Genomic DNA, 19,279 nt, shown 5'->3' with positions numbered 1-19,279 from the left:
GTCCGGGGGCCGTTTCGACCTGCGCCGCGCGTGACCGCCGCGACCTGCCACTTGCAGCAATCGGAAATACCGTCACAATCGGTATTGATACCTCTTTCTGGTCGACATCCAGCGTTGATGTGGACCGACGAGCGGGAGTGCCGACGGCCGTGTCCCTGATGGCCGCCACGCCGGGGCGGGAGACCGACAGGCCGGAACCGGAAGGTGCCACATGCGTCGAGTCAACGCCCCTGTCACCCGCGGTGGGAGGACGGCCGGTCCCTTCGAGGAGTCGGCGTTCCGCGTCACGCGAGCCGTCGTGGGAGCACCGGTTCCCCGGGAGACGTCTTCATGGGCAAGCTCCAGACGCTGACAGGCGGGCGCGTGGCGTCCTTCACCAACGCCGTGGCCCGGCGGTCAGGTTCCGCCGCCGGTGAGCGGCACCCCTCAAAGCGGACCACGGCGCTCCAGTGGGCGACACGCCTGCTCCTTCCCTCGGCCCTCGTCCTCTGGCTGCTGTCCCTGCGCCATGTGGATCTCGCCGGAATGCGCGACTACGGTCTGCTTCAGGTGCTGCCGGTCCTCTTCTGGGTCGCCGTCGTCCTGCTCACCCTCGGCTTCTGCCTGGCACTGACCGGCCGGCGAAGCGGCGGTGGATGGCCGGCGGGATACGTCCTGGGGCTGATCGCGGTCATCCACGCGACACCCACACTGCTCTACCCGACGCTGCGCTACAGCTGGGCGTGGAAACACGTCGCGGTCGTCGACGCGGTGATCCGCCACCATGGCGAGGTACCCCACGCGGACAAGCTCGCCATCTACAACCAGTGGCCCGGATTCTTCGACCTCAACGCGTTCTTCCTCCAGGCCACCGGCCTGCATTCGGCGCTCGGCTACGCGACGTGGACCCCGCCCGTGTTCAACGCCGTGCTGCTCGCTCCCCTGCTGCTGCTCTACCGGACGGTGACGCGTGACCGCCGGCTGATCTGGGGGGCGGCATGGGTCTACTACTCGTCCTCCTGGGTGGGGCAGGACTACTTCGCCCCCCAGGCCTTCGCGTTCCTGCTCTTCGTGACGGTGATCGCCCTGGTCATGGGGCAGTTGCCCACCTCGGCGCTGTACCGGACGGGCGACACACGCGCCGGCCGATGGCCCGTCGGCCGCTTCGTGGTGGTCATGGTGATCGCCGCCGTCATCATCTCCTCACACCCGCTGACACCGTTCATGCTGGTCAGCGCGCTGGTGGCGCTGGCGCTCCCGCGGCGCAACCGACGGGTCGTTCTGCCCGTCCTGGCCGGCACGGTGGTGCTGGCCGTGCTCTGGGACGCCACCGTCGCCCGCCCCTACCTGTCGGAGAACCTGAGCGACTTCGTGGGCTCCCTGCTGAAACCCGACACCAACGTCGTCTCCGGGCTGGCCGCCCTCGGCGCCGCGGCCCCGGGTCAGGTCGTGGTGTCCTGGGTCGACCGGGGCCTGTCCGCCGCGGTCTTCGTTCTGGCGGCCGTCGCCTTCGTGTCCCACCCCTGGGTCCGCCGCACCGGCCTGCCGCTGCTCGTGGTGGCTCCGCTGCCGCTGCTGGCGGCGAACGCCTACGGCGGAGAGATGATCTTTCGCGCCTACCTCTTCGCCCTGCCCGCGGCCTCGCTCCTGATCGCCGTCCTCCTCCTCAAGCGGAGCGCACGTCCGCGCCTTCGGATGCTGGCCGCCTTTCCGGTGATGCTCGCCCTGCTCGGGGGACTCATGTTCGGCTACTACGGCAAGGAGTCGGCGAACTACTTCACGGAGGACGAGGTGGCGGCCGGCCGGTTCGTCGCGGCCACCGCTCCGCCCGGGTCCACCATCGTCTCCCTGACCTCGGCCGTGCCCGGCCTGTACCTGCGGTACGACGAGAACCCCCAGGTGCAGTTGGACGAGCAGGACATCCGCGACCGGCGGCGCCTGGTGAACGATCCGGTGAAGGGCCTGGAGGGGTTCATCCAGCGGGCAGGCCCGCAACAGCCCGCCTACATCATCCTGAGCCGGGCGCAGGCCGCCGACCTCTACCAGAGGGGGATCCTGCCGGGCGGTACCGTACAGCGCCTGGACTCGGCCCTGTCGAAGACCCCGGGCTACATCCCCGTCTACCGCAGCAAGGACGCGGTGGTGTACCGGTATCAGGGCGCGAAGAGCTGAGCCGGGCCATGACCTACCCGCGCTGGGGACTCGCGCTGTCCGGCTGGGTGGCCCTGGCCGTGGTCACCCTCCTGCCCGACGCCCTGGTCCTGCGTGCCGTGGTGACGACGGCGTTCCTGCTCGTCTGTCCCGGCCTGGCGGCCTCGCGGTGGGCCCGGTCGCGCGTCCGGCGTCTCAGGGACCGCACCGCGGTCCTGGAGACGGGTGTCCTGGCCCTGACGCTCAGCCTGTCGATGGCGGTGCTCGTCGTGGAGCCCCTGTTCCTCGGTGGCGCGTTCACCGTCACCCGGGCGCTGCTCGCGCTCGCCGCCGCCACGTCCGTCCTGGCCCTGCTGCCCCTGCCCGGCGAAGGCCGGCGCCAGAAGCCGCGTGACGTCCCGGACCCGGACCCGCCGACGGCCGACAGCGGCCGATCCGGGCCGCCGGCCTCGGAGTGAGGCGCCGCCGCGGCCTCGCCCGGTCGCCGCTGCGATCCAGGTGAGGGCTTCACAGCGGTCCCCGCACGGCCGGAACACGGCCTGCGCCCCGGCCTGACCGGCACGGACCGATCCGCGCCTCCCGGCGAACTCCGCCCCTCGCTTGACGTCGCTCACAAATCGGGTGAAGGTGTAGATATACGTCGTAAACATATGCCGTATGGGCGCACTCGGAGATGCAGATCATGTACAACGACACGATCACCGGTAACGAGCGTGAAGCCGGGACGCAGGCCACCGTCAGTCTGGTCGTCCCCGCCCTCAACGAGGCGCGCAACATCGCGTGGGTCTTCGATCAGATCCCAGCGTGTGTGGACGAGGTGATCCTCGTCGACGGCAACTCCACCGACGCCACCGTCCCCATGGCGCAGCACTGTCTGCCGACCGTCCGCAACGTGCGGCAGAACGGCCCCGGCAAGGGCAACGCGCTGCGCACCGGCTTCCTGGAGGCCAAGGGGGACTACGTGGTGATGATGGACGCCGACGGCAGCATGTCACCGGCGGAGATCCCCCACTTCGTGCACTTCCTCGACCACGGCTACGACTTCGTCAAGGGCTCACGGTTCGTCGCCGGCGGTGGTTCGCTCGACATCACCCCCATCCGCAAGATGGGCAACCACGTGCTCCTGCTCGCCGCCAACCGGCTGTACGACGCCTGCCTGACCGATCTGTGCTACGGCTACTGCGCCTTCCGGCGCAGCTTCCTCGACCAGCTGGACCTGCATGCCGCCGGTTTCGAGATCGAGGCCGAGATGATCGTGCATGCGCTGCGCTCCGGTCTGCGCATCGCCGAGGTCCCCAGCCTGGAACTGCCCCGGCGCAGCGGCTGCTCGAACCTCCACGCCATATCCGACGGACGCCGGGTGCTGCGCACCCTGTTCTCGGAACGGCCGGGCGCCCGGTCCGCCGCCGCGCGACCCGCGCGGAGCGCGTCGTGAGTTCCGCCCCGGCCCGCTCCCCTGTCATCCGGCCCCCGGTGCCGGTGGTCGACATCGACCTGGCCCGGCCGGGAGAGTTCCGGCTGCCCGGTGACCGCGGGCCCGCCCGGCCCCAAGGACAGGCCCGGGCGCTCGTACGACTGCACGGTCGCCCGCTGGGCATGGTCAGCGCCGCGGACGCCTCGGGGCCCGAGGGCCTGTGGCGGGCGCTGGCCGACACCGCCCACCGGGAACTGGCCGGGCAGCTCGCCCGGCACCGCGCCGTGGACCGCACCGGCCCATCGGACGGTGGCGTCCGGCACCCCGTACTTCAGCAGGCCCCCCTCATCAGCGTGGTCGTGGCCACCCGTGACCGTCCGGAGAAGCTGCGGCACTGCCTGCGCTCGCTGCTGCGCTCGACCTATCCCGACTTCGACATCATCGTGGTCGACAACGCCCCGGCGGACGACACGACCGAAGTCCTCGTCCGCTCGGAGTTCACCGGACGGGTCCTCTACGTCCGCGAACCCGTCGCCGGACTGGCCCGGGCCCACAACGTCGGGCTCGGCCGGGCGCGCGGATCCGTCGTCGCCTTCACGGACGACGACACGCTCGTCGACCCCGGATGGCTTTCGGCGGTGGCCGGGACGTTCGCACACGACCCGCGGATCGGCTGCGTCACCGGGCTGATCGTGCCCGCCGAACTGGAGACTCAGGCCCAGACCGCCCTCGAACGTCAGGGCGGGTTCGCGAAAGGGTACGTACCCCGCACCTGGTCCCTGTTCGATCCGCCCGCGGACCCCCTGTTCCCGTTCACCGCCGGACGCTTCGGCTCGGGCGCCAACATGGCGTTCCGTACCACCGTGCTCCGCGCCCTGGGCGGCTTCGACACGGCGACGGGTGCCGGGACCCCCGGCCGGGGCGGTGACGACCTGCTCGCCTTCTTCGAGATCCTGACGGCCGGTCACACCCTCGCCTACCAGCCGAGCGCCGTCGTCTGGCACTGTCATCGCCGCACGATGGACGCCGTGGCAGCGCAGGCCTTCGGCTACGGCGCCGGTCTCGGCGCCTATCTCACCGGCGCGCTGCTGAGCAACCCGCGTCAACTGCCCGCCCTGCTGAGGCGGCTGCCCCGCGGCATCCAGTACGCCATGACCCGGTCACGCGACCGCGGCGCCGATCCCGAGGCCGACTGGTCCCGGCACCTGGCGCTCCTCGAAGTACGGGGGATGGTCTACGGCCCCTGCGGCTATCTCCGCGGACGCCTCACCGGCGCCGGCGCCGGAACCTGATGACGAGGTGAGCGGCTTGTACACCCGTCGGGTGACCGAATCGGCAGCAGGAGGCGCCGGTATGCGACGACGGCCCCTGGACATGCTGCGCGCCGGTGTCGCCGCCGCGCTCCCGGGTGAGCCCGTACTCCGCACGGGACACGTCCTCGCGGTCAGTTCCCTCGTCAACGCGGGCCTCGGCTTCTTCTTCTGGACCTTCGCGACGCACTGGTACGACGAGCGGACCGTGGGCCTGGGCTACTCGGCACTCATGGCGTCTCTCCTGCTCACGGGCATCGGCCAGCTCAACCTGAACGACTTCCTGGTGCGGTTCGTGCCGACCGCCGGCCGCCGCACCCGCCGTCTGGTCCTCACCTGCTATGCGGCGAGCACGTCCTTCAGCGTGGTGGTGGCTGTGGCATTCCTCGCGCTGGTACCGGTGGTCGAACCGGAGCTCGGCTTCCTGCTGACACCGGTCACCGCGATCTGCTTCGTGGTGGCGACCGCCGGCTACGCCGTATTCGTCCTGCAGGACGGCGCGCTGACCGCGGTCCGCATGCCGGGCTGGGTCGTGGGCGAGAACCTGATATTCGCCGTCGTGAAGATAGTGCTGCTCGCTCTGGCCGCAGCTCTGGGCTTCTTCTCCGGGATACTGCTGTCCTGGGCGGGAGCTCTCGTGGTGTCGCTGGTCGTGGCCAATTACGTCCTGATGCGCAGAGGCGTTCCCCGGCACGAGCGGACGACGACGACCGCGCCGCCACCGCCGCGCATGCTCGGGTACGCCGCGGCCGACTGGGCCGGCTCCCTGTTCCGGGTCGCCGGCTACACCCTGGTCCCGCTCATCGTGCTGAACACCTGCGGTGCCGAGGCGAGCGCCTTCTACTCGGTCGCCTGGGGCGTCGCGTACGTGCCCTACCTGATCGCCCGCAACATGGGAACGTCGCTGCTCGCGGAGTCCGTGCGCGGGCCCGAACGACTCGTGAGGCACTCCCTGCGCGTCCTGCGTCACTCGGGTCTGCTGCTGGGCGGCATCACGGTCGTCCTGGTCGCCGCGGCCCCGCAGATCCTGTCGATCTTCGGTGCCTCGTACGCCGCCGAAGGAACCACGCTGCTGCGGCTGCTGGCCCTGTCCGCGCTGCCGAACCTGCTGCTGAGCGTGGCCATCGACGTGGCCCGGGCGCGGCGGCGTCTGCACTGGGCGGTGTGGCTGCAGGCGGCGATGTGCGTCCTGGTGCTCGGGCTCACCCGGCTGCTGCTGCCGGAGTTCGGCGTCGCGGGCGCGGGCCTCGCCTGGCTCGTCGCGCAATGCGTGATCGCCGCGTTCCTGCTCGTGTCCTGGTCCCGCTGGCTCGTCCCCGTCACTGAAGGGTCATCATGAACAGCGCACTCTCCACCGAGCGCACCGTCCCCACCCTGTCGGTCGTCATCTGCGCCTACACCCTCGACCGTTGGGAGGATCTGCGGGCCGCGATCGGGTCGGTGCTGGTCCAGGATCCGCCCGCCGACGAGGTCGTGCTGGTGGTCGACCACAACCAGGCCCTCCTGGAGCGCGCCGAACGCGAACTGTCCGGCGTCCACGTGGTGCCCAACCAGCGGCGCCGCGGTCTGTCGGGGGGCCGCAACACCGGAGTGTCGGTGTCGCGGACCGACGTGGTCGCCTTCCTCGACGACGACGCCACCGCGGAACCGGGATGGACGGGCCGTCTGCTGGCGCCCTACCGCGACCCTCGCGTGGTGGGCGTCGGCGGGTTCGTCCGGCCGTGGTGGGCGACGGCGCGCCCCGTGTGGTTCCCCCCGGAATTCGACTGGGTGGTGGGCTGCTCCTACCGGGGACAGCCCCGGCAGGCCGCCCGCGTCCGCAACTTCATCGGCGCCAACATGTCCTTCCGCAGAAGCGAACTGCTCGCCGTCGGCGGCTTTCTCGACGCCCTCGGACGCGTGGGCAGCCGTCCGGCGGCGAGCTGCGACGAGACGGACCTGTGTCTGCGGCTCGCCGCCCGCGACCCGGAGGCCGTCCTGCTGTACGAGCCGGCCGCCGAGATACGGCACCGGGTCCCCGAGTCCCGTACCAGCTGGTCCTACTTCCGCAACCGCTGCTACATCGAAGGACTGTCCAAGGCGCTGGTGGCACGGCGCTGCGGCCGCGGGCCGGCCCTGGCCAACGAGCGCGTGTACGTGCGGTCGACCATCTCGCGGGCCCTCGCCCGCAACGTGACCCGGATCCGACGGCCCGGCGCGCTGCGCACGATCGGAGCGCTGTCCGGAGGTGTGTGCGCGACCGTCACCGGTTACCTCGTCGGATCGATCCGGCCGTTGGGCTCCCCGGCCCTCTCCCGGCGTCGCCGCGCAGTGGCGACGCCGACGACGACGGCCCCGTCATGAGCGTCGTACCCGTCTTCCTCTACCACGCGGTGTCGGACGACCCACCGCCGTGGCTGGCCCCGTTCACGGTGAGTCCACGCACGTTCGCGGAACACCTGGACATGATCGCCGACAGCGGACTGCGCGTCGTCCCGTTGCGGCAGTTGGTCGCCGCCCTGCTCGGCGGTCCTCCGGTGCCACCGCGGTCCGCGGTGCTGACCTTCGACGACGGATACGCGGACTTCGCCTCCACGGTGGCTCCGCTGCTCGCCGCACGGGGACTTCCCTCGACCCTGTACGTGACCACGGGCGCCCTGCGCGCCGCCGGCCGGCCGTCGGGCGGCGGGCCGTTCCCGTCCGTGGCGACGCTCGAATGGAACCAGGTCAGGGAGCTGGACACGGCCGGGGTCGAGATCGGCGGACACTCCGTGACTCATCCGCAACTGGACACGCTGCCCCGGACCTCGGTGCGGGAGGAGGTGACCGGGTGCAAGCAGCGGATCGAGGACACGCTCGGGCACCGTGTCGACGCCTTCGCCTACCCGCACGGCTATTCCAGCCGCGCCGTTCGCGCGCTGGTGCGGGAGGCCGGCTGGACCTCGGCCGCCGCCATCCGGGCGGACTCCGCCTTCAGTTCGGAAGGGGACGACCCGCTGCGGTTCGCCCGGCTCATGGTCCGGGCCGACACCGGCCGCGACCGTTTCGCGCTCTGGACCGGCGGCGAGGGGGCACCCGTGGCACCGTTCGCCGAAGGACTGCGGACCAGGGGCTGGCGTGCCTACCGCCGGGCGAGAGCGATGACCGGGCTGCCCTACCGGGCGATACCAGCCTGACCCCGCCGCGGCCAAGTACCAGGAGCGCGCGGGCCGCTGACGGTCCGTCAACGCTGCCAGACCCGGACCCAGTCCACGAGCATGCGCGCCGAGTCGGTGCCCGGGGGCGGGGTGGAGGGGAGGCCGACGGCCAGGTTCAGAATGACTTCCATGGGCACGTGGGGAATGCGCTCGGGGGCGGTCACCCGGAACCGTTCGACCCCGTCGACGTACCAGACGAGTCTGTCCTTCTCCCAGAGCAGCCCGAAGAGGTGGTAGCCGTCGGGGAAACCGGACGCGGTGAAGGTCCCCCGCTCCTTCCTCTCGGCACCCTCGGCGTTCCTCCAGTGCACGAACATCGACAGCCTGCGCGTGGTGCCGAGGAACTCCATGATGTCGACCTCGGGCGGGGTGTAGCGGTTCGCGGGCATCATCCAGAACTCCGGTGCCATCCCGCCCTGTTCCGGGATACGGACCGCCGCCTCGAAGTAGCCGTAGGTGAAGGTCTTTCGGGGCTGGGCGTACCAGTCGTCCCGGCCGGTGGAGATCATGCCGGACACCCAGGGGTAGACCTTTCCGTCGCTGCCGCGGACGGCCCGGCGCTGGGCGGTGAGGCTCAGTTTCCCTCCGCTCACGGTGACCTGACCGGGCTGGTACCACTCCAGTTCGTTGTTGGTGCTGATGGTGCAGCCGCGCTCGTTCCAGTCGTAGCACGTGGTCCAGCGGCCCTTGTCGAGACGCGATCCGTCGAAGTCGTCGTGGAAGACCAGTCGCCAGTCGCCGGGCACCACGGGCCGGGGGACCGCCGTTCCGGGCGGGGATCCGCAGGCACCGCATGCCACCAGCAACAGCATGAGCACGCCGAGCACCGCGCCCCGTGACGTCATGGGCGGGCACGGGTCCCGGCCGCGACCGAGCCGGCCAGACGGCGCGCGGCGAATCCGGTGCCGGCGACGAACCGCAGCACGGGTCCGAAGGTGGGAGCGGCAGCCAGTCCGGTGAAGAACAGTCCGGGCACGGAGGACTCGAACCCGGACGACAGCCCGGGTGCGCCGTGGAACGTCTCGACCTCGCGGCGGAGTTCGGGTGCCAGCAGCTCGAGCCGGTCGACGTCCACCCGGTACCCCGTGGCCAGCAGCAGATGGTCGGCGCGCAAGGTCTCCGTACGTCCGCCGGTGTCCATGCCCCCGAGCTCAAGACGCACCATGCCGTCCTCTACCCCCGCGGAGCGGACCGTGCGGCCGCACAGCACCGGGATCCGGTCGTCGACGCGTTCTTTCAGCCACCAGCCGCCGGAGGGACCGAGCACGTTGTGCAGCAGCCGCAGCCGCAGCCCTTGCGGCAGCCGGCGAATCGCGCGGCCGCCGTGGCTGCACGCCAGCAGCGACCAGCCCGGTCCGAGCGGGGAACCCGGCTTGAGGATCCTTACCGGACGCGGCCGGTCGCAGGGACGGTCGGTGTCGGGCGGGCTGCCGAAGGCGACGGACGCCGCGCGGGCGATCACTGTGGGAAAGGCCCCGGCCTCGTGCAGCAGCGCGGCGCTCTCCAGGGCCGACTGCCCGGCGCCGAGGACAGCGACCCGCTGTCCCGAGAACCGGCCCAGATCGCGGTGCCGGCTGGTGTGGGAGACCCGCTCTGCCGGGAGGAGCCCGGCCAGTTCCGCGGGCTCGTGGGCGAACGGGCCCAGCCCGGTGGCCATCACCACGTTCTCGGCGAGGAACTCTTCCCCGGAGTCCAGGGTGACGCCGAACAGCCCGTCGACAGGCACGACGGTACGGACCCTGCGGCGCTCCAGTTCCGGCACACGGCGCTCCTGGAACCACCGCCCGTAGGCGATCATCTCCTCGACGGGGATGGGGTACCGGTCGCCGACGGGGCCGCGTCCCCGCGCGGTACGGAAGTCCTCCAGACGGTATCCGGACTCCGGCGCGGAGAGGGAGGAAGCGGCGGGGACGGACTTCAGGAACATGCCTTCGGGCATGTTGGCGTGCCAGGACTCCATGGGTTCACCGAACACCCGCCGCGGTGTCCCCGCCGCGCTCAGCCAGGCGGCCGTGGCGAGCCCGTAGGGGCCCGCCCCGATCACGACCGTGGGCAGCCGCTGCGGAGCGTCATGGATGCCCCTGCTCCCGGCCGCTCCGTGCCGGGCGCCGAACCGGGTGTTCATGGGCATGGTCGCTCCCTCTCGTCTCGGGTGGCGCCGCGGCCGTCACGGCCGCGTACCGGCCCAACGCGCGCATTCGTCGAGCACGGGGGCGACCGTGTGGGTGAGCCACCCGTAGCTGTGGCCGAACCTCGGAGACTTGCAGACGTTGTTCACCACGTGCCACAGCCAGCTCAGCAGGGGAACGGCCACCGGATCGGCGACACCGTCCTCCGGGTCCAGCCCGGCCAGCGCGAGCAGGGCGCGGTCGGCGTCCGGTATCCGGCCGGCGCGCAGCGTCTCGGCGACCAGGCGACCCAGCGGGCGGCCGGTGAAGGTACTGCGCAGGGCCAGGACGAAGGAGTAGGCGTCGATCTCGCACGGCCCGTCGGCGCGGCCGCTGCTCCAGTCGAAGACACCGGTCACCCGGAGGGGGACGCGGTCGAGCAGCACGTTGCCGGGGTGGTAGTCGCCATGGGTCCAGCCCTCCGTCAGCACCGCACCGGTCAGGGCCGCGTCCAGCCGGTGGCGCAGGGCCTCGAATTCGACCGCTCGACGGCCGGACCGGTAACGGGGCATTCCTGCGGACAGAGCCGTCAGCTGTGATTCGCACCAGGCGGAGGCCCGGTCGGCCGCCTTGCGGGGCCGCCCGGTGGCGGACCGTATGTCCGCCAGCAGCCGCATGGCGGGCGCCATGGCGGCATACGGGTCCCCGGAGGTGTCCAGGATCAGCCGCTCGGCCGGGACGCCCTGGAGCGCGGTCTGGGCAAAGGTCCCCTCGGGCCCGGGCGAGCCGACGACCCGAGGCAGGAGAGCACGCCATGGGGCGAGCCGGCTGTCGGCGGCGAGCTCCCGCAGGACCTCCCACTCCCGCGCCGCGACGGCGGCGGCGGCCTCGTCCCTGGGGTGTTTGATCACCAGGCTCTCCCCGCCGTGCCGCAGCTCGAACACCAGCAGGCCCGCCTTGGGCAGCGAGGGGCGCCGGACCACGGTGATGTCCCTGGGACCGGCGCCGGGTACGAGCCAGTGAGCCCGGAGGCGGTCGTCGAGACCGGCCAGAGCGCGCGGGAAGTAGAGGGGCAGCAAACCGGAGAGCGAGGACATCTTGGCGGGTGTCTTCATACCAGACCTTGCCGGGCTGTCAGCGGCACGACCCCTGATTGTCGGGGATACTGAATGCGGGCGATTCACCACTGTCGAGTGGATCCGCGAGCTTCGTCCATGTTAGTTCCTTTCAGGAGAAGCGTCCCGGAGTGGTGCGGGTGGTCGTCTTGCTGGACACCGAGGTACCCGTACTCCTCGCCAGAATCGGCAACTATCCGTTGCACCACGGCAGTCTGGGGGTGGTGCGCACGGTCGGACGGCTGGGCGTCCCGGTCCACGCCGTTGTCGAGGACCGCTTCACCCCGGTCGCCCTCTCGCGCCATCTGACGAGCAGATTCGTGTGGCCGACGACCGGTTGCGAGGAACCGGAGCAACTCGCGGACGGTCTGCTGTCCATGGGCCGGGCGATCGGCGCCCGGTGCGTGGCGGTGCCGACCGACGACGAGGCGGCGATCCTGCTCGCGGAGTACGCGCACCGGCTGAAGGATTGTTTCCTGATTCCGCCCGTGCCGGCCCACCTGCCGCGTCTGCTGGCCTGCAAGGCGAGCCTGCACCGGATCTGCGCCGAGGCAGGTGTGCCCTCGCCGTCGTCAAGGGCGCCGGAGAGCCGCGACGAGCTGGTCGACGCAGGCCGCGAGCTCGGCTATCCGCTCGTGCTCAAGAATCTGGCGCCGTTCAGCAGACTCCGCACCCCGGCCGTCAGCGGCACCACCACCGTCGTACCCACCGAACGGGCGCTGCTCGACCGCTTCCCGACGGGCCGTCCGCCGCCCGTCCTCGTGCAGGAGTACATCCCCAGACAGCAGGCGGAGGACTGGATCACCCACATGTACTGCGGTACGGGCGGTGTTCCGCGCGCTCTGTTCACCGGCCTGAAGCTGCGCTCCTGGCCTCCGTACGCGGGGATGACCGCCCGGGCGGTGGGACTGCGCAACCCCGAACTGGCCCGCCTGGCGGAGCGGCTGTGCCGCCGTACCGGTTACAGCGGACTGGCGGATCTCGACTGGCGTTACGACCGCCGGGACGGACAGTACAAACTCGTCGACTTCAACCCGCGCGTCGGCGCCCAGTTCCGCCTCTTCGAGAGCGTCCACGGAGTCGATGTCGTCCGCGCCATGCATCTCGACCTGACCGGCCGGGCCGTGCCGGACGGCGCCCAGGCCGAGGGGCGGGTCTTCGTCGCCGGCCAGCTGGACTTCGCGTCGGCGGTGGCGTGGCTGCGCCATGAGCGCCGGCTGCCGTCCGATCTGCTGCACGTGCGGGCCACCGAGCGGGCCTGGCTCTCCTGGGACGATCCCCTGCCGGCCGCGGCCGAGGCGCTCCGATTCACGGGGCTGGTGACCTGGCGCCTGCTGCGGCCGGAGCGCTCCGGCCCGGCCGGGTGCCGCTGACCGGAGATCTCACCGGCACCCCGTCGGCGCCACGGCCCACGGGGCGTTTCCGTCCGCGACCGGCCGGGCCGTGCGGCCGCCGGGTTCATGGATCCGTCCTCGGCACGCATTGACCTCAGCCCGTCCTGGGGCGACCATGTACGTATACGTCGTAAATATACGGACTGGCGGTCCACGGCTCGGCCGAGCGGAAGGACGAATCTCATGCGTGTGGCGGTGTCCGGTGGCAGCGGCTTTCTGGGGTCCCATCTGTGCGAGGAACTGCTCCGCAGGGGTGACACCGTCTACTGCCTGGACAACTTCTCCTCGGGCCGGAAGGCCAACATCGCCCGCCTGCTGGACCGGCCGGGCTTCCACTGCGTTCCGTGCGACGTCACGGAGCGGTTCCGCTTCGCCCGGACGGTCGACGCCGTCGCACACCTCGCGTCGCCCGCGTCCCCGGCCGACTACCACCGCCATCCGCTCGAAACGCTGGCGGTCGGCAGCCGGGGGACGGAGAACATGCTGCGGCTGGCCGAGAGCCAGGAAGCGCGCTTCGTCCTGGCGTCCACCAGTGAGGTCTACGGGGATCCGGCGGTGCATCCGCAGGACGAGGACTACTGGGGGCACGTCAATCCCATCGGCCCCCGCAGCGTCTACGACGAGGCCAAGCGCTTCGCGGAGGCCCTCTCCATGGCGTACCGGCGCAGCCAAGGGGTCGACGCGGGGATCGTCCGGATCTTCAACACGTACGGCCCTCACATGCGCCCGTACGACGGCCGCGTGATCTCCAGTTTCATCAGGCAGGCACTCGACGAGGAACCTTTGACGATCTTCGGCGACGGCTCCCAGACGCGGAGCTTCTGCTACGTCGACGACCTGGTCCGCGGCCTGGTGGCCATGCTCGACTCCGCCGAGCCGGGACCGATCAATCTGGGCAATCCGGAGGAGCACACGGTGCGGGAACTGGCGGAACTCGTGACGGCGATCACCGGATCCGGCGGCGAGCTGCGCCATCTTCCGCTGCCGGTCGACGACCCGGTCCGCAGGCGCCCTGTCATCGCCAGGGCGCGCGAGGCGCTCGGCTGGCAGCCGCGGGTGTCTCTGGACGAGGGTCTTCGGCACACCGTCGACTGGTTCGCGGCGGAGGCGCGGGCATCCGCCGCGACCGCCGGAGCGGGCCGTGGCGGCCGGACCGTCATGACGTAGGACGACGCGCCTCGAAAGCCGCGCCGCCGCAGGGGTTCGCCTCGAGGCCGCGCTGTCACAGGGGAGTCGGCGGCCCGGGGGCCGACAGCCGAAGGGCGCCGGCCGCATGACGCGGCCGGCGCCCTGGCGCGTCGGTGGGGTCAGTGCTGCCAGGCCCTCACGTAGTCGACCATCATGTCTGCGGGCACGACGTTGGTTCCGCTGTGACTGGGGTTGATGGCGTTGTTGAGGATCAGATACATCGGGGCGGAGGTGATCCCGGAGGTGATCTGACCGACCTGCTTTCCGTCGTAGAAGTACGTGACGGAGCCCTGCTTCCATTCGGCGCCGAACGTGTGCCAGCCGCCGGAGTAGGTGCCGGTAGCGCAGCCTCCCGGACCGCCCGCCGTGGAATGGAAGTGATAGCAGGCGGAGCCGCCCAGGCCTTCGAGGACGTCCAGCTCACCATCGGTCGGCCAGTTCTGCCCGTCCAGCCAGAAGGAGGGCCAGTTGGCCATCTTCGTCCCGGACGAGGGCGTGTAGATGCGCGCCTCGAAAGCGCCGTAGGTGAACTGCGCCTTTCCGTTGCTGGTCACCAGGCCGGAGACGTTGGGATACGTCTTGCCGTCGACGGTGGTCGGCTGCTGGATGAGCTTGAGGTGGAGCGATCCGCCGCCGACCGTGACCTGCGACGGCGAATAGGCGGATCCCTCGGCGGAGTTCACCGGTTTGGTGGCACACCCGGAACAACCGAACCAGTTCGCGTTCCACTTGGAACCGTCGAGACTGGTGCCGTTGAACTCGTCGCTGAACGCCTGGTGCCACGTGCCGGGGATACCGACAGGCGCGGCGCCGGTCGTGGACGGCGCGGAGGACGTCGGTGTCGCGGTCGGCGTCGGCGCCGAAGTCGACGGCGGCGTCGCCGTCGGCGTGGGGGACGCGGGCGGTGTGGTCGTGGCGGCGGGAGTGGAGGCCGTCGGTGCCGGTGCCGCGGTCGCCGTCGGTGCCGCGGTGGGAGTCGGCGTCGCGGTGGTGCCGGTGCCGGATCCAGCGGTGAAGGATTTCACCGGAGAGAGGCTGTGCCAGCGGTCGTGGAACTTGTACGCCACGTAATACGTATAGGCGCCGGCCGGGAATGCGCGGGAGCCCGAGGTGAATGCGGTGGACCGGGTTCCCAGCGTGGTCGCGACGGCTCCGGGGAAGTCGTAGTTTCCGCCCCCGGCGGATCGCACGGCGACCGTCAGTGCCTGCACTTTGATCGTTTTGGCGCTGTGGACCGTGGCGGTGGCTTTGGACTGTCCGTTCGGGGCCGCGGACACGGAAAGGGAATCGACCACGACGCCCGGCGTGGCCGCCTCCGCCTGATCTGTCTGCGTAAGGACGCCTCCGGCGAGCGCGGCGGTGGTGACCGCCAGCACACCCAATTTCGTTCGCATGGCGCGAGGACGGCGGTGTTTCCGATTATCAGTTGTGCAATTCATTGGCATGTACGCGTGACCTTTCGCCCCCATGCGACAGCTGGACCATTCGCAGAACACGTGAGCAATGGCGGACTGAACGGTGATGGACTCTGCGCGAGGCGAACTCGATCCGCAAGTGTCCCGCCGACGACGCATCACGCCCATATCGCCTGGAAATTCTTGTCCCGCAGCCGAGTTGGCCACGGCCGGCGGGGTCCAGTGATGTCCGACACGCCAGGGGGCATTTCGGTCATATGCGTTGAATCACGCGTTACCGGTGGGATCTGACACCCGGTGAGCCCCTCGCGGGGTGGCCGCTCCAGGGCGAGGGCGGCCGCGGCGCATGATCCGCACCTTCCCGCGGGGCACCGAAAGCCCCTGCGCCACCCCTCGGGCGGGCCGCCATCCACCTTTGCCCACAGGGGAGTTGGCGGCTCGGGCGCTGCCGCGGTCTGCCCACGGGCATCTCGGCCCCTCGGTTACGTCCGGAGTATTGACGCCCGATGAAACAACTCAATAGTTTCAGTATCATCGACTCACCCTGGGGGGTGCTCGCTTCGTCGCCCCGACCCGAACGTCAGCAGTCCGCAGATCTGACCGTTCACGCCGCGATTCCGGCAGGAGGGATCCCCATGGGCCGCTACAGCCGGCTCCGCCGCATCCAGCAGATGGATCCGCAGCAGGACTACGAGCAGATCTACCGGTGGGTCGTCCACTACGAGTTCCCCCGCGACTATCTCCACGGGACATCGATCGCGTTCCTGCGCGACTACGGCATCCCGCACATCTCACAACTCCTGGACCGGACGCAGGAGTTCGAACGCGCCGGCCAGAAGCGGTACGACGACACGGTGCTGATCACGTACGAGATGGTCCGCGAGGGGCTGGACTCCGAGCACGGGCGGGCGGCCGCCCGCCATCTGAACCGCATACACGGCCGCTACCGGATCGCCAACGAGGACTTCCTGTACGTCCTGGCCACCACGGTGGTGGGGCCCAAGCGGTGGATCGACCGGTTCGGCTGGCGGCGCCTGTCCGAGCAGGAGACCGAGAGCCTGGCGCTGGTGGGCCGGCGGATGGGCGAGATGATGGGCATCTCCGGCGTACCCGGCACCTACGCCGCGTTCGAACGGCTCCACGACGACTACGAGCGGGAGATGTTCGCCTACGACCCCGCCAACCGCAGGGTCGCCGCCGCCACCCTGCGGATCATGGCCTCGTGGTACCCGGCACCGGCACGGCGCCTGGCGTCCCGGGTCGCCCTCGCCGTCCTCGACGAACCGCTGCTCAAGGCGCTCGGCTTCCCCCCGGAGCCGCGCCGGCTGCGGGCCGCCGTCCATCGCGCGTTCCGCGTCCGGGCCGCGCTGATCAGGCTGCTGCCCGCGCGGCCGGAGCGCTTCCCGCGCAAGCCCAAGGCGCGCACCTACCCCTTCGGCTGGACCCTGGACGACCTGGGTCCGCACTGGGCGCACTCCCGTCCGCCGGCACCGCTCCCGGACGAGCCGCCGCCCGGACAGGCCGCCGCACCGGCGCGGTCGTCCGCTCCCCCCGCTCCCCGTCAGGAGACCCGATGACCGACACCACCCCGGCCGCCGCGCCACGCACGGCGACCTTCACCACGCACTCCCCCGCGACCGGTGAACCGATCGCCTCGCACCCGGTGAAAGGGCCTGAGGAGGTCTCCCGCGCCGTGGCCCGGGCCCGGAGCGTCCAGGCCGGCTGGGCGGCGCTGCCCGGGTCCCGGCGCCGTGACCACCTGCTGCGCTGGAAGAAGGCCCTCGCCGCCGCCCTGGACGACGTGGCCCGGGTCATCGCCGAGGAGACCGGCAAGCCGGCCGGGGACGCCGCGCTGGAGGTCGTCCTCACGCTGGAGCACCTGGGGTGGGCCGCCCGCAACGCCGATCGGGTGCTGCGCCGGCGGAAGGTCGGCACCGGGCTGTTCGCCGTCCACCAGCGGGCCTCGCTGGTGCACCGGCCGCTGGGCGTGGTCGGCGTGATCGGCCCCTGGAACTACCCCCTGTACACCCCGATGGGTTCCATCGGTTACGCCCTGGCCGCGGGGAACGCCGTGGTGTTCAAGCCGTCCGAGCTGACCCCGGGCACCGGCGTCCTGCTGGCGGAGCTCTTCGACGCCGCCGTGCCCGAACACGCGGGGCTGCTCACCACGGTCACCGGCGCGGCCTCCACCGGGGACGCCCTGGCGCGGTCCGGGGTCGACAAACTGGCGTTCACCGGATCACCGGGGACGGCCCGCAAAGTGATGGCGGTGTGCGCCGAGACGCTGACACCGTTCCTCGCCGAGTGCGGCGGGAAGGACGCGGTGATCGTCGCCGCGGACGCGGACCTGGACGCGGCCGCCGACGCGATCGTGTGGGGAGCGCTGAGCAACGCGGGACAGACCTGCGCGGGGGTGGAGCGCGTCTACGCGGTGCGCGAGATCCACGGGGCACTGTGCGAGCGGGTGGTCGAGCGGGCCGGGGCACTGCGCCCGGGTGCCGAGCCGAACGCCCCCTACGGCCCGATGACCCTGCCGGGCCAGATCTCGATCATCGAGCGCCATGTGACCGACGCGGTCTCGGCGGGCGCGCGGGCCCTTCTCGGCGGGCCCGGGTCGGTTCGCGCCCCGTATGTCGCGCCGGTCGTGCTGACCGGGGTTCCGGAGGACGCGGCGGCGATGGCCGAGGAGACCTTCGGGCCGGTCGTGTCGATCAACGAGGTCGCCGACGTGGACGAGGCGGTGGAGCGGGCCAACTCCTCGCGCTACGCCCTGGGGGCGGCGGTGTTCTGCCGCAACGGGCGCGCCGGTGCGGCGATCGCGGCGCGGCTGCGCGCGGGCGCGGTGTCGGTGAACTCGGTGCTGGGCTTCGCCGCGGTGCCGGCGCTGCCGTTCGGCGGTTCGCAGGACTCCGGCTTCGGGCGGATCCACGGCGAGGAAGGGCTGCGCGCCTTCACGTCCGTGCAGTCGACCACGGTGCAGCGGTTCACCCCGCCGGTCGTGCTGACGTCCTTCTCGGTTCCGGCCGCCACGCGGGAGCGCGCGGTGCGGCTGGCCCAGGCACTGCACCGGCGCCGCTGACCGGCCGCTCGCGCACTCCGCCGGGCCCCGGACCCGGGACGCCGGACACCAGGACCGGCCGGTGAGGCAGGTCCAGCCGGTGTGGCGGGTTCGGTTCGCGGTTCGGTCAGGCGTCCAGCAGCGGGGCCAGATAGCGGCGGGCGAAGGCCCGCGCCTGGTCCTCGTCCTCCATCTCGATACAGCTGGCGGGGTTGAGCAGGAAGGACACGGCGACCCGGACCATCAGCTCGGCGACGGGACGCGGGTCGTCGTCGGGACGGCCCTCGACCTGTTGCGCGCGGCACAGATGGACCGTCAGATACTCGACGGTGGCGGAGAGCGAGGAACTGCCCTGCACCGTCAGATACGGCAGCACCACCTCGGGTTCGAGGCGCAGCAGGCCGCCGAAGAGCGGATGGGCGCGGGTGTGGCGCAGCGCGACCACGAAGCCCTCGACGACCCGTTCCCTCATGGTCGGCAGCGCCGCCACCGCCGCGTCCAGCCGCTGGAAGAACCGGCTGAGTTCGCGCAGCAGGGTGTCCTCGACCAGCTTGTCCTTGGTCTGGAAGCGCCGGTAGACGGTGACCCGGGAGACGCCGGCCCGCTTGGCGACGTCGTCCACGGAGGAGCGGCGCAGCCCCAGGAGCGTGAACTGGTCCAGTGCCGCGTCGAGGATCCGGCGCTCCGTACGGTCCTCCGGCTCCGGCTGGGCCATGGCCCGGGCGAGCCACGAGTCGTTCGTGTCAGCTCTCATGGTGCTCCACACGATACCGGCAGGAGGTTCCCCGAGAGTCTCTGATACGTCGCGCATATCTTTGTAGCTCACCTGTGAGGGGGAACGCGTCGGGGGCCCCCCCCGCCCCCCGGGGGGGGGGGGGCCCCCGGGGGGGGGGGGGGGGGGGGCCGGCCGGGGGGGGGGGGGGGGGGGGCGCGCCCGGGGGCGAACCCCGCGAGGCCCCCCAACACCACCG

At 71.3% G+C, this 19,279-nt stretch carries 16 protein-coding genes; 11 read left to right on the top strand and 5 right to left on the bottom strand.

The features are described from left to right. Window positions 1-330 precede the first annotated feature (330 nt). The 7 genes from ACF07B_RS27645 (at window position 331) to ACF07B_RS27615 (ending at window position 8,009) form a co-directional block, all read left to right on the top strand. Window positions 331-2,151, top strand: coding sequence for a glycosyltransferase (locus ACF07B_RS27645; protein ID WP_392180909.1), 1,821 nt, complete (start codon window positions 331-333; stop codon window positions 2,149-2,151). 8 nt (window positions 2,152-2,159) lie between these two features. After that, window positions 2,160-2,588: a hypothetical protein gene (locus tag ACF07B_RS27640; protein ID WP_392180908.1), complete on the top strand. Its 429-nt coding sequence runs from the start codon at window positions 2,160-2,162 to the stop codon at window positions 2,586-2,588. 224 nt (window positions 2,589-2,812) lie between these two features. Beyond that, window positions 2,813-3,565, top strand: a complete 753-nt coding sequence (locus ACF07B_RS27635; RefSeq protein ID WP_362398064.1) for a glycosyltransferase family 2 protein — start codon at window positions 2,813-2,815, stop codon at window positions 3,563-3,565. Then, complete coding sequence (locus ACF07B_RS27630) at window positions 3,562-4,836, top strand: glycosyltransferase (protein WP_392180907.1); 1,275 nt, start codon at window positions 3,562-3,564, stop codon at window positions 4,834-4,836. Before ACF07B_RS27635 ends, ACF07B_RS27630 begins: the two co-directional genes overlap by 4 nt. Window positions 4,837-4,897: 61 nt before the next feature. Then, window positions 4,898-6,193, top strand: coding sequence for a lipopolysaccharide biosynthesis protein (locus ACF07B_RS27625; RefSeq protein ID WP_392180906.1), 1,296 nt, complete (start codon window positions 4,898-4,900; stop codon window positions 6,191-6,193). Then, window positions 6,190-7,197, top strand: coding sequence for a glycosyltransferase family 2 protein (locus tag ACF07B_RS27620; protein WP_392180905.1), 1,008 nt, complete (start codon window positions 6,190-6,192; stop codon window positions 7,195-7,197). Before ACF07B_RS27625 ends, ACF07B_RS27620 begins: the two co-directional genes overlap by 4 nt. Beyond that, the gene (locus ACF07B_RS27615; RefSeq protein ID WP_392180904.1) at window positions 7,194-8,009 is read left to right on the top strand and encodes a polysaccharide deacetylase family protein; all 816 of its coding nucleotides are present in this window, start codon (window positions 7,194-7,196) and stop codon (window positions 8,007-8,009) included. Before ACF07B_RS27620 ends, ACF07B_RS27615 begins: the two co-directional genes overlap by 4 nt. Window positions 8,010-8,056: 47 nt before the next feature. On the opposite strand, the gene ACF07B_RS27610 is transcribed toward ACF07B_RS27615, so the two are convergent. The 3 genes from ACF07B_RS27610 to ACF07B_RS27600 are packed head-to-tail and all read right to left on the bottom strand — an operon-like array spanning window position 8,057 to window position 11,253. Beyond that, window positions 8,057-8,875, bottom strand: coding sequence for a family 16 glycosylhydrolase (locus ACF07B_RS27610; protein ID WP_392180903.1), 819 nt, complete (start codon window positions 8,873-8,875; stop codon window positions 8,057-8,059). Then, window positions 8,872-10,161 (bottom strand): NAD(P)-binding domain-containing protein, encoded by a 1,290-nt coding sequence (locus ACF07B_RS27605; protein ID WP_392180902.1) that lies wholly within the window; start codon window positions 10,159-10,161, stop codon window positions 8,872-8,874. Before ACF07B_RS27605 ends, ACF07B_RS27610 begins: the two co-directional genes overlap by 4 nt. 36 nt (window positions 10,162-10,197) lie before the next feature. Next, on the bottom strand, window positions 10,198-11,253 hold the full coding sequence (locus tag ACF07B_RS27600; protein ID WP_392180901.1) for a phosphotransferase family protein: 1,056 nt from the start codon (window positions 11,251-11,253) through the stop codon (window positions 10,198-10,200). A 140-nt stretch (window positions 11,254-11,393) separates the two neighbouring features. Between ACF07B_RS27600 and ACF07B_RS27595 the strand changes: the two genes are divergently transcribed. Continuing rightward, window positions 11,394-12,626, top strand: coding sequence for an ATP-grasp domain-containing protein (locus ACF07B_RS27595; RefSeq protein ID WP_392180900.1), 1,233 nt, complete (start codon window positions 11,394-11,396; stop codon window positions 12,624-12,626). Between the two features lie 204 nt (window positions 12,627-12,830). Then, window positions 12,831-13,814, top strand: a complete 984-nt coding sequence (locus ACF07B_RS27590) for a UDP-glucuronic acid decarboxylase family protein (protein ID WP_392180899.1) — start codon at window positions 12,831-12,833, stop codon at window positions 13,812-13,814. Window positions 13,815-13,954: 140 nt separating this feature from the next. Here ACF07B_RS27590 and ACF07B_RS27585 read toward each other — a convergent pair whose 3' ends face one another. Then, on the bottom strand, window positions 13,955-15,229 hold the full coding sequence (locus ACF07B_RS27585; protein WP_392180898.1) for a family 16 glycosylhydrolase: 1,275 nt from the start codon (window positions 15,227-15,229) through the stop codon (window positions 13,955-13,957). Between the two features lie 656 nt (window positions 15,230-15,885). Between ACF07B_RS27585 and ACF07B_RS27580 the strand changes: the two genes are divergently transcribed. Both ACF07B_RS27580 and ACF07B_RS27575 read left to right on the top strand, forming a co-directional pair. Further along, a complete protein-coding gene (locus ACF07B_RS27580; RefSeq protein ID WP_392180897.1) occupies window positions 15,886-16,827 on the top strand; it encodes an oxygenase MpaB family protein in 942 nt (313 codons plus the stop codon). Further along, window positions 16,824-18,329, top strand: a complete 1,506-nt coding sequence (locus ACF07B_RS27575) for an aldehyde dehydrogenase family protein (RefSeq protein ID WP_392180896.1) — start codon at window positions 16,824-16,826, stop codon at window positions 18,327-18,329. The genes ACF07B_RS27580 and ACF07B_RS27575 overlap by 4 nt, the downstream gene beginning before the upstream one ends. A 106-nt stretch (window positions 18,330-18,435) precedes the next feature. Here the strand turns inward: ACF07B_RS27575 and ACF07B_RS27570 are convergent, their stop codons facing one another. Beyond that, the gene (locus tag ACF07B_RS27570) at window positions 18,436-19,062 is read right to left on the bottom strand and encodes a TetR/AcrR family transcriptional regulator (protein WP_392180895.1); all 627 of its coding nucleotides are present in this window, start codon (window positions 19,060-19,062) and stop codon (window positions 18,436-18,438) included. Window positions 19,063-19,279: the final 217 nt, after the last annotated feature.

Source organism: Streptomyces sp. NPDC015532, assembly GCF_043078065.1.
Lineage (GTDB): Bacteria > Actinomycetota > Actinomycetes > Streptomycetales > Streptomycetaceae > Streptomyces.
Note: the sequence above shows the minus strand (reverse complement) of the source record. Positions and strands in the feature narration are given on the sequence as shown.

Excerpts from the sequence above, each read along its gene's own strand:
- ACF07B_RS27570 (WP_392180895.1), bottom strand. The coding sequence starts at position 19,062 with ATGAGAGCTGACACGAACGACTCGTGGCTCGCCCGGGCCATGGCCCAG.
- ACF07B_RS27625 (WP_392180906.1), top strand. The coding sequence starts at position 4,898 with ATGCGACGACGGCCCCTGGACATGCTGCGCGCCGGTGTCGCCGCCGCG.
- ACF07B_RS27600 (WP_392180901.1), bottom strand. The coding sequence starts at position 11,253 with ATGAAGACACCCGCCAAGATGTCCTCGCTCTCCGGTTTGCTGCCCCTC.
- ACF07B_RS27605 (WP_392180902.1), bottom strand. The coding sequence starts at position 10,161 with ATGCCCATGAACACCCGGTTCGGCGCCCGGCACGGAGCGGCCGGGAGC.
- ACF07B_RS27575 (WP_392180896.1), top strand. The coding sequence starts at position 16,824 with ATGACCGACACCACCCCGGCCGCCGCGCCACGCACGGCGACCTTCACC.
- ACF07B_RS27580 (WP_392180897.1), top strand. The coding sequence starts at position 15,886 with ATGGGCCGCTACAGCCGGCTCCGCCGCATCCAGCAGATGGATCCGCAG.
- ACF07B_RS27635 (WP_362398064.1), top strand. The coding sequence starts at position 2,813 with ATGTACAACGACACGATCACCGGTAACGAGCGTGAAGCCGGGACGCAG.
- ACF07B_RS27615 (WP_392180904.1), top strand. The coding sequence starts at position 7,194 with ATGAGCGTCGTACCCGTCTTCCTCTACCACGCGGTGTCGGACGACCCA.
- ACF07B_RS27645 (WP_392180909.1), top strand. The coding sequence starts at position 331 with ATGGGCAAGCTCCAGACGCTGACAGGCGGGCGCGTGGCGTCCTTCACC.
- ACF07B_RS27590 (WP_392180899.1), top strand. The coding sequence starts at position 12,831 with ATGCGTGTGGCGGTGTCCGGTGGCAGCGGCTTTCTGGGGTCCCATCTG.
- ACF07B_RS27620 (WP_392180905.1), top strand. The coding sequence starts at position 6,190 with ATGAACAGCGCACTCTCCACCGAGCGCACCGTCCCCACCCTGTCGGTC.
- ACF07B_RS27585 (WP_392180898.1), bottom strand. The coding sequence starts at position 15,229 with ATGCGAACGAAATTGGGTGTGCTGGCGGTCACCACCGCCGCGCTCGCC.
- ACF07B_RS27610 (WP_392180903.1), bottom strand. The coding sequence starts at position 8,875 with ATGACGTCACGGGGCGCGGTGCTCGGCGTGCTCATGCTGTTGCTGGTG.
- ACF07B_RS27640 (WP_392180908.1), top strand. The coding sequence starts at position 2,160 with ATGACCTACCCGCGCTGGGGACTCGCGCTGTCCGGCTGGGTGGCCCTG.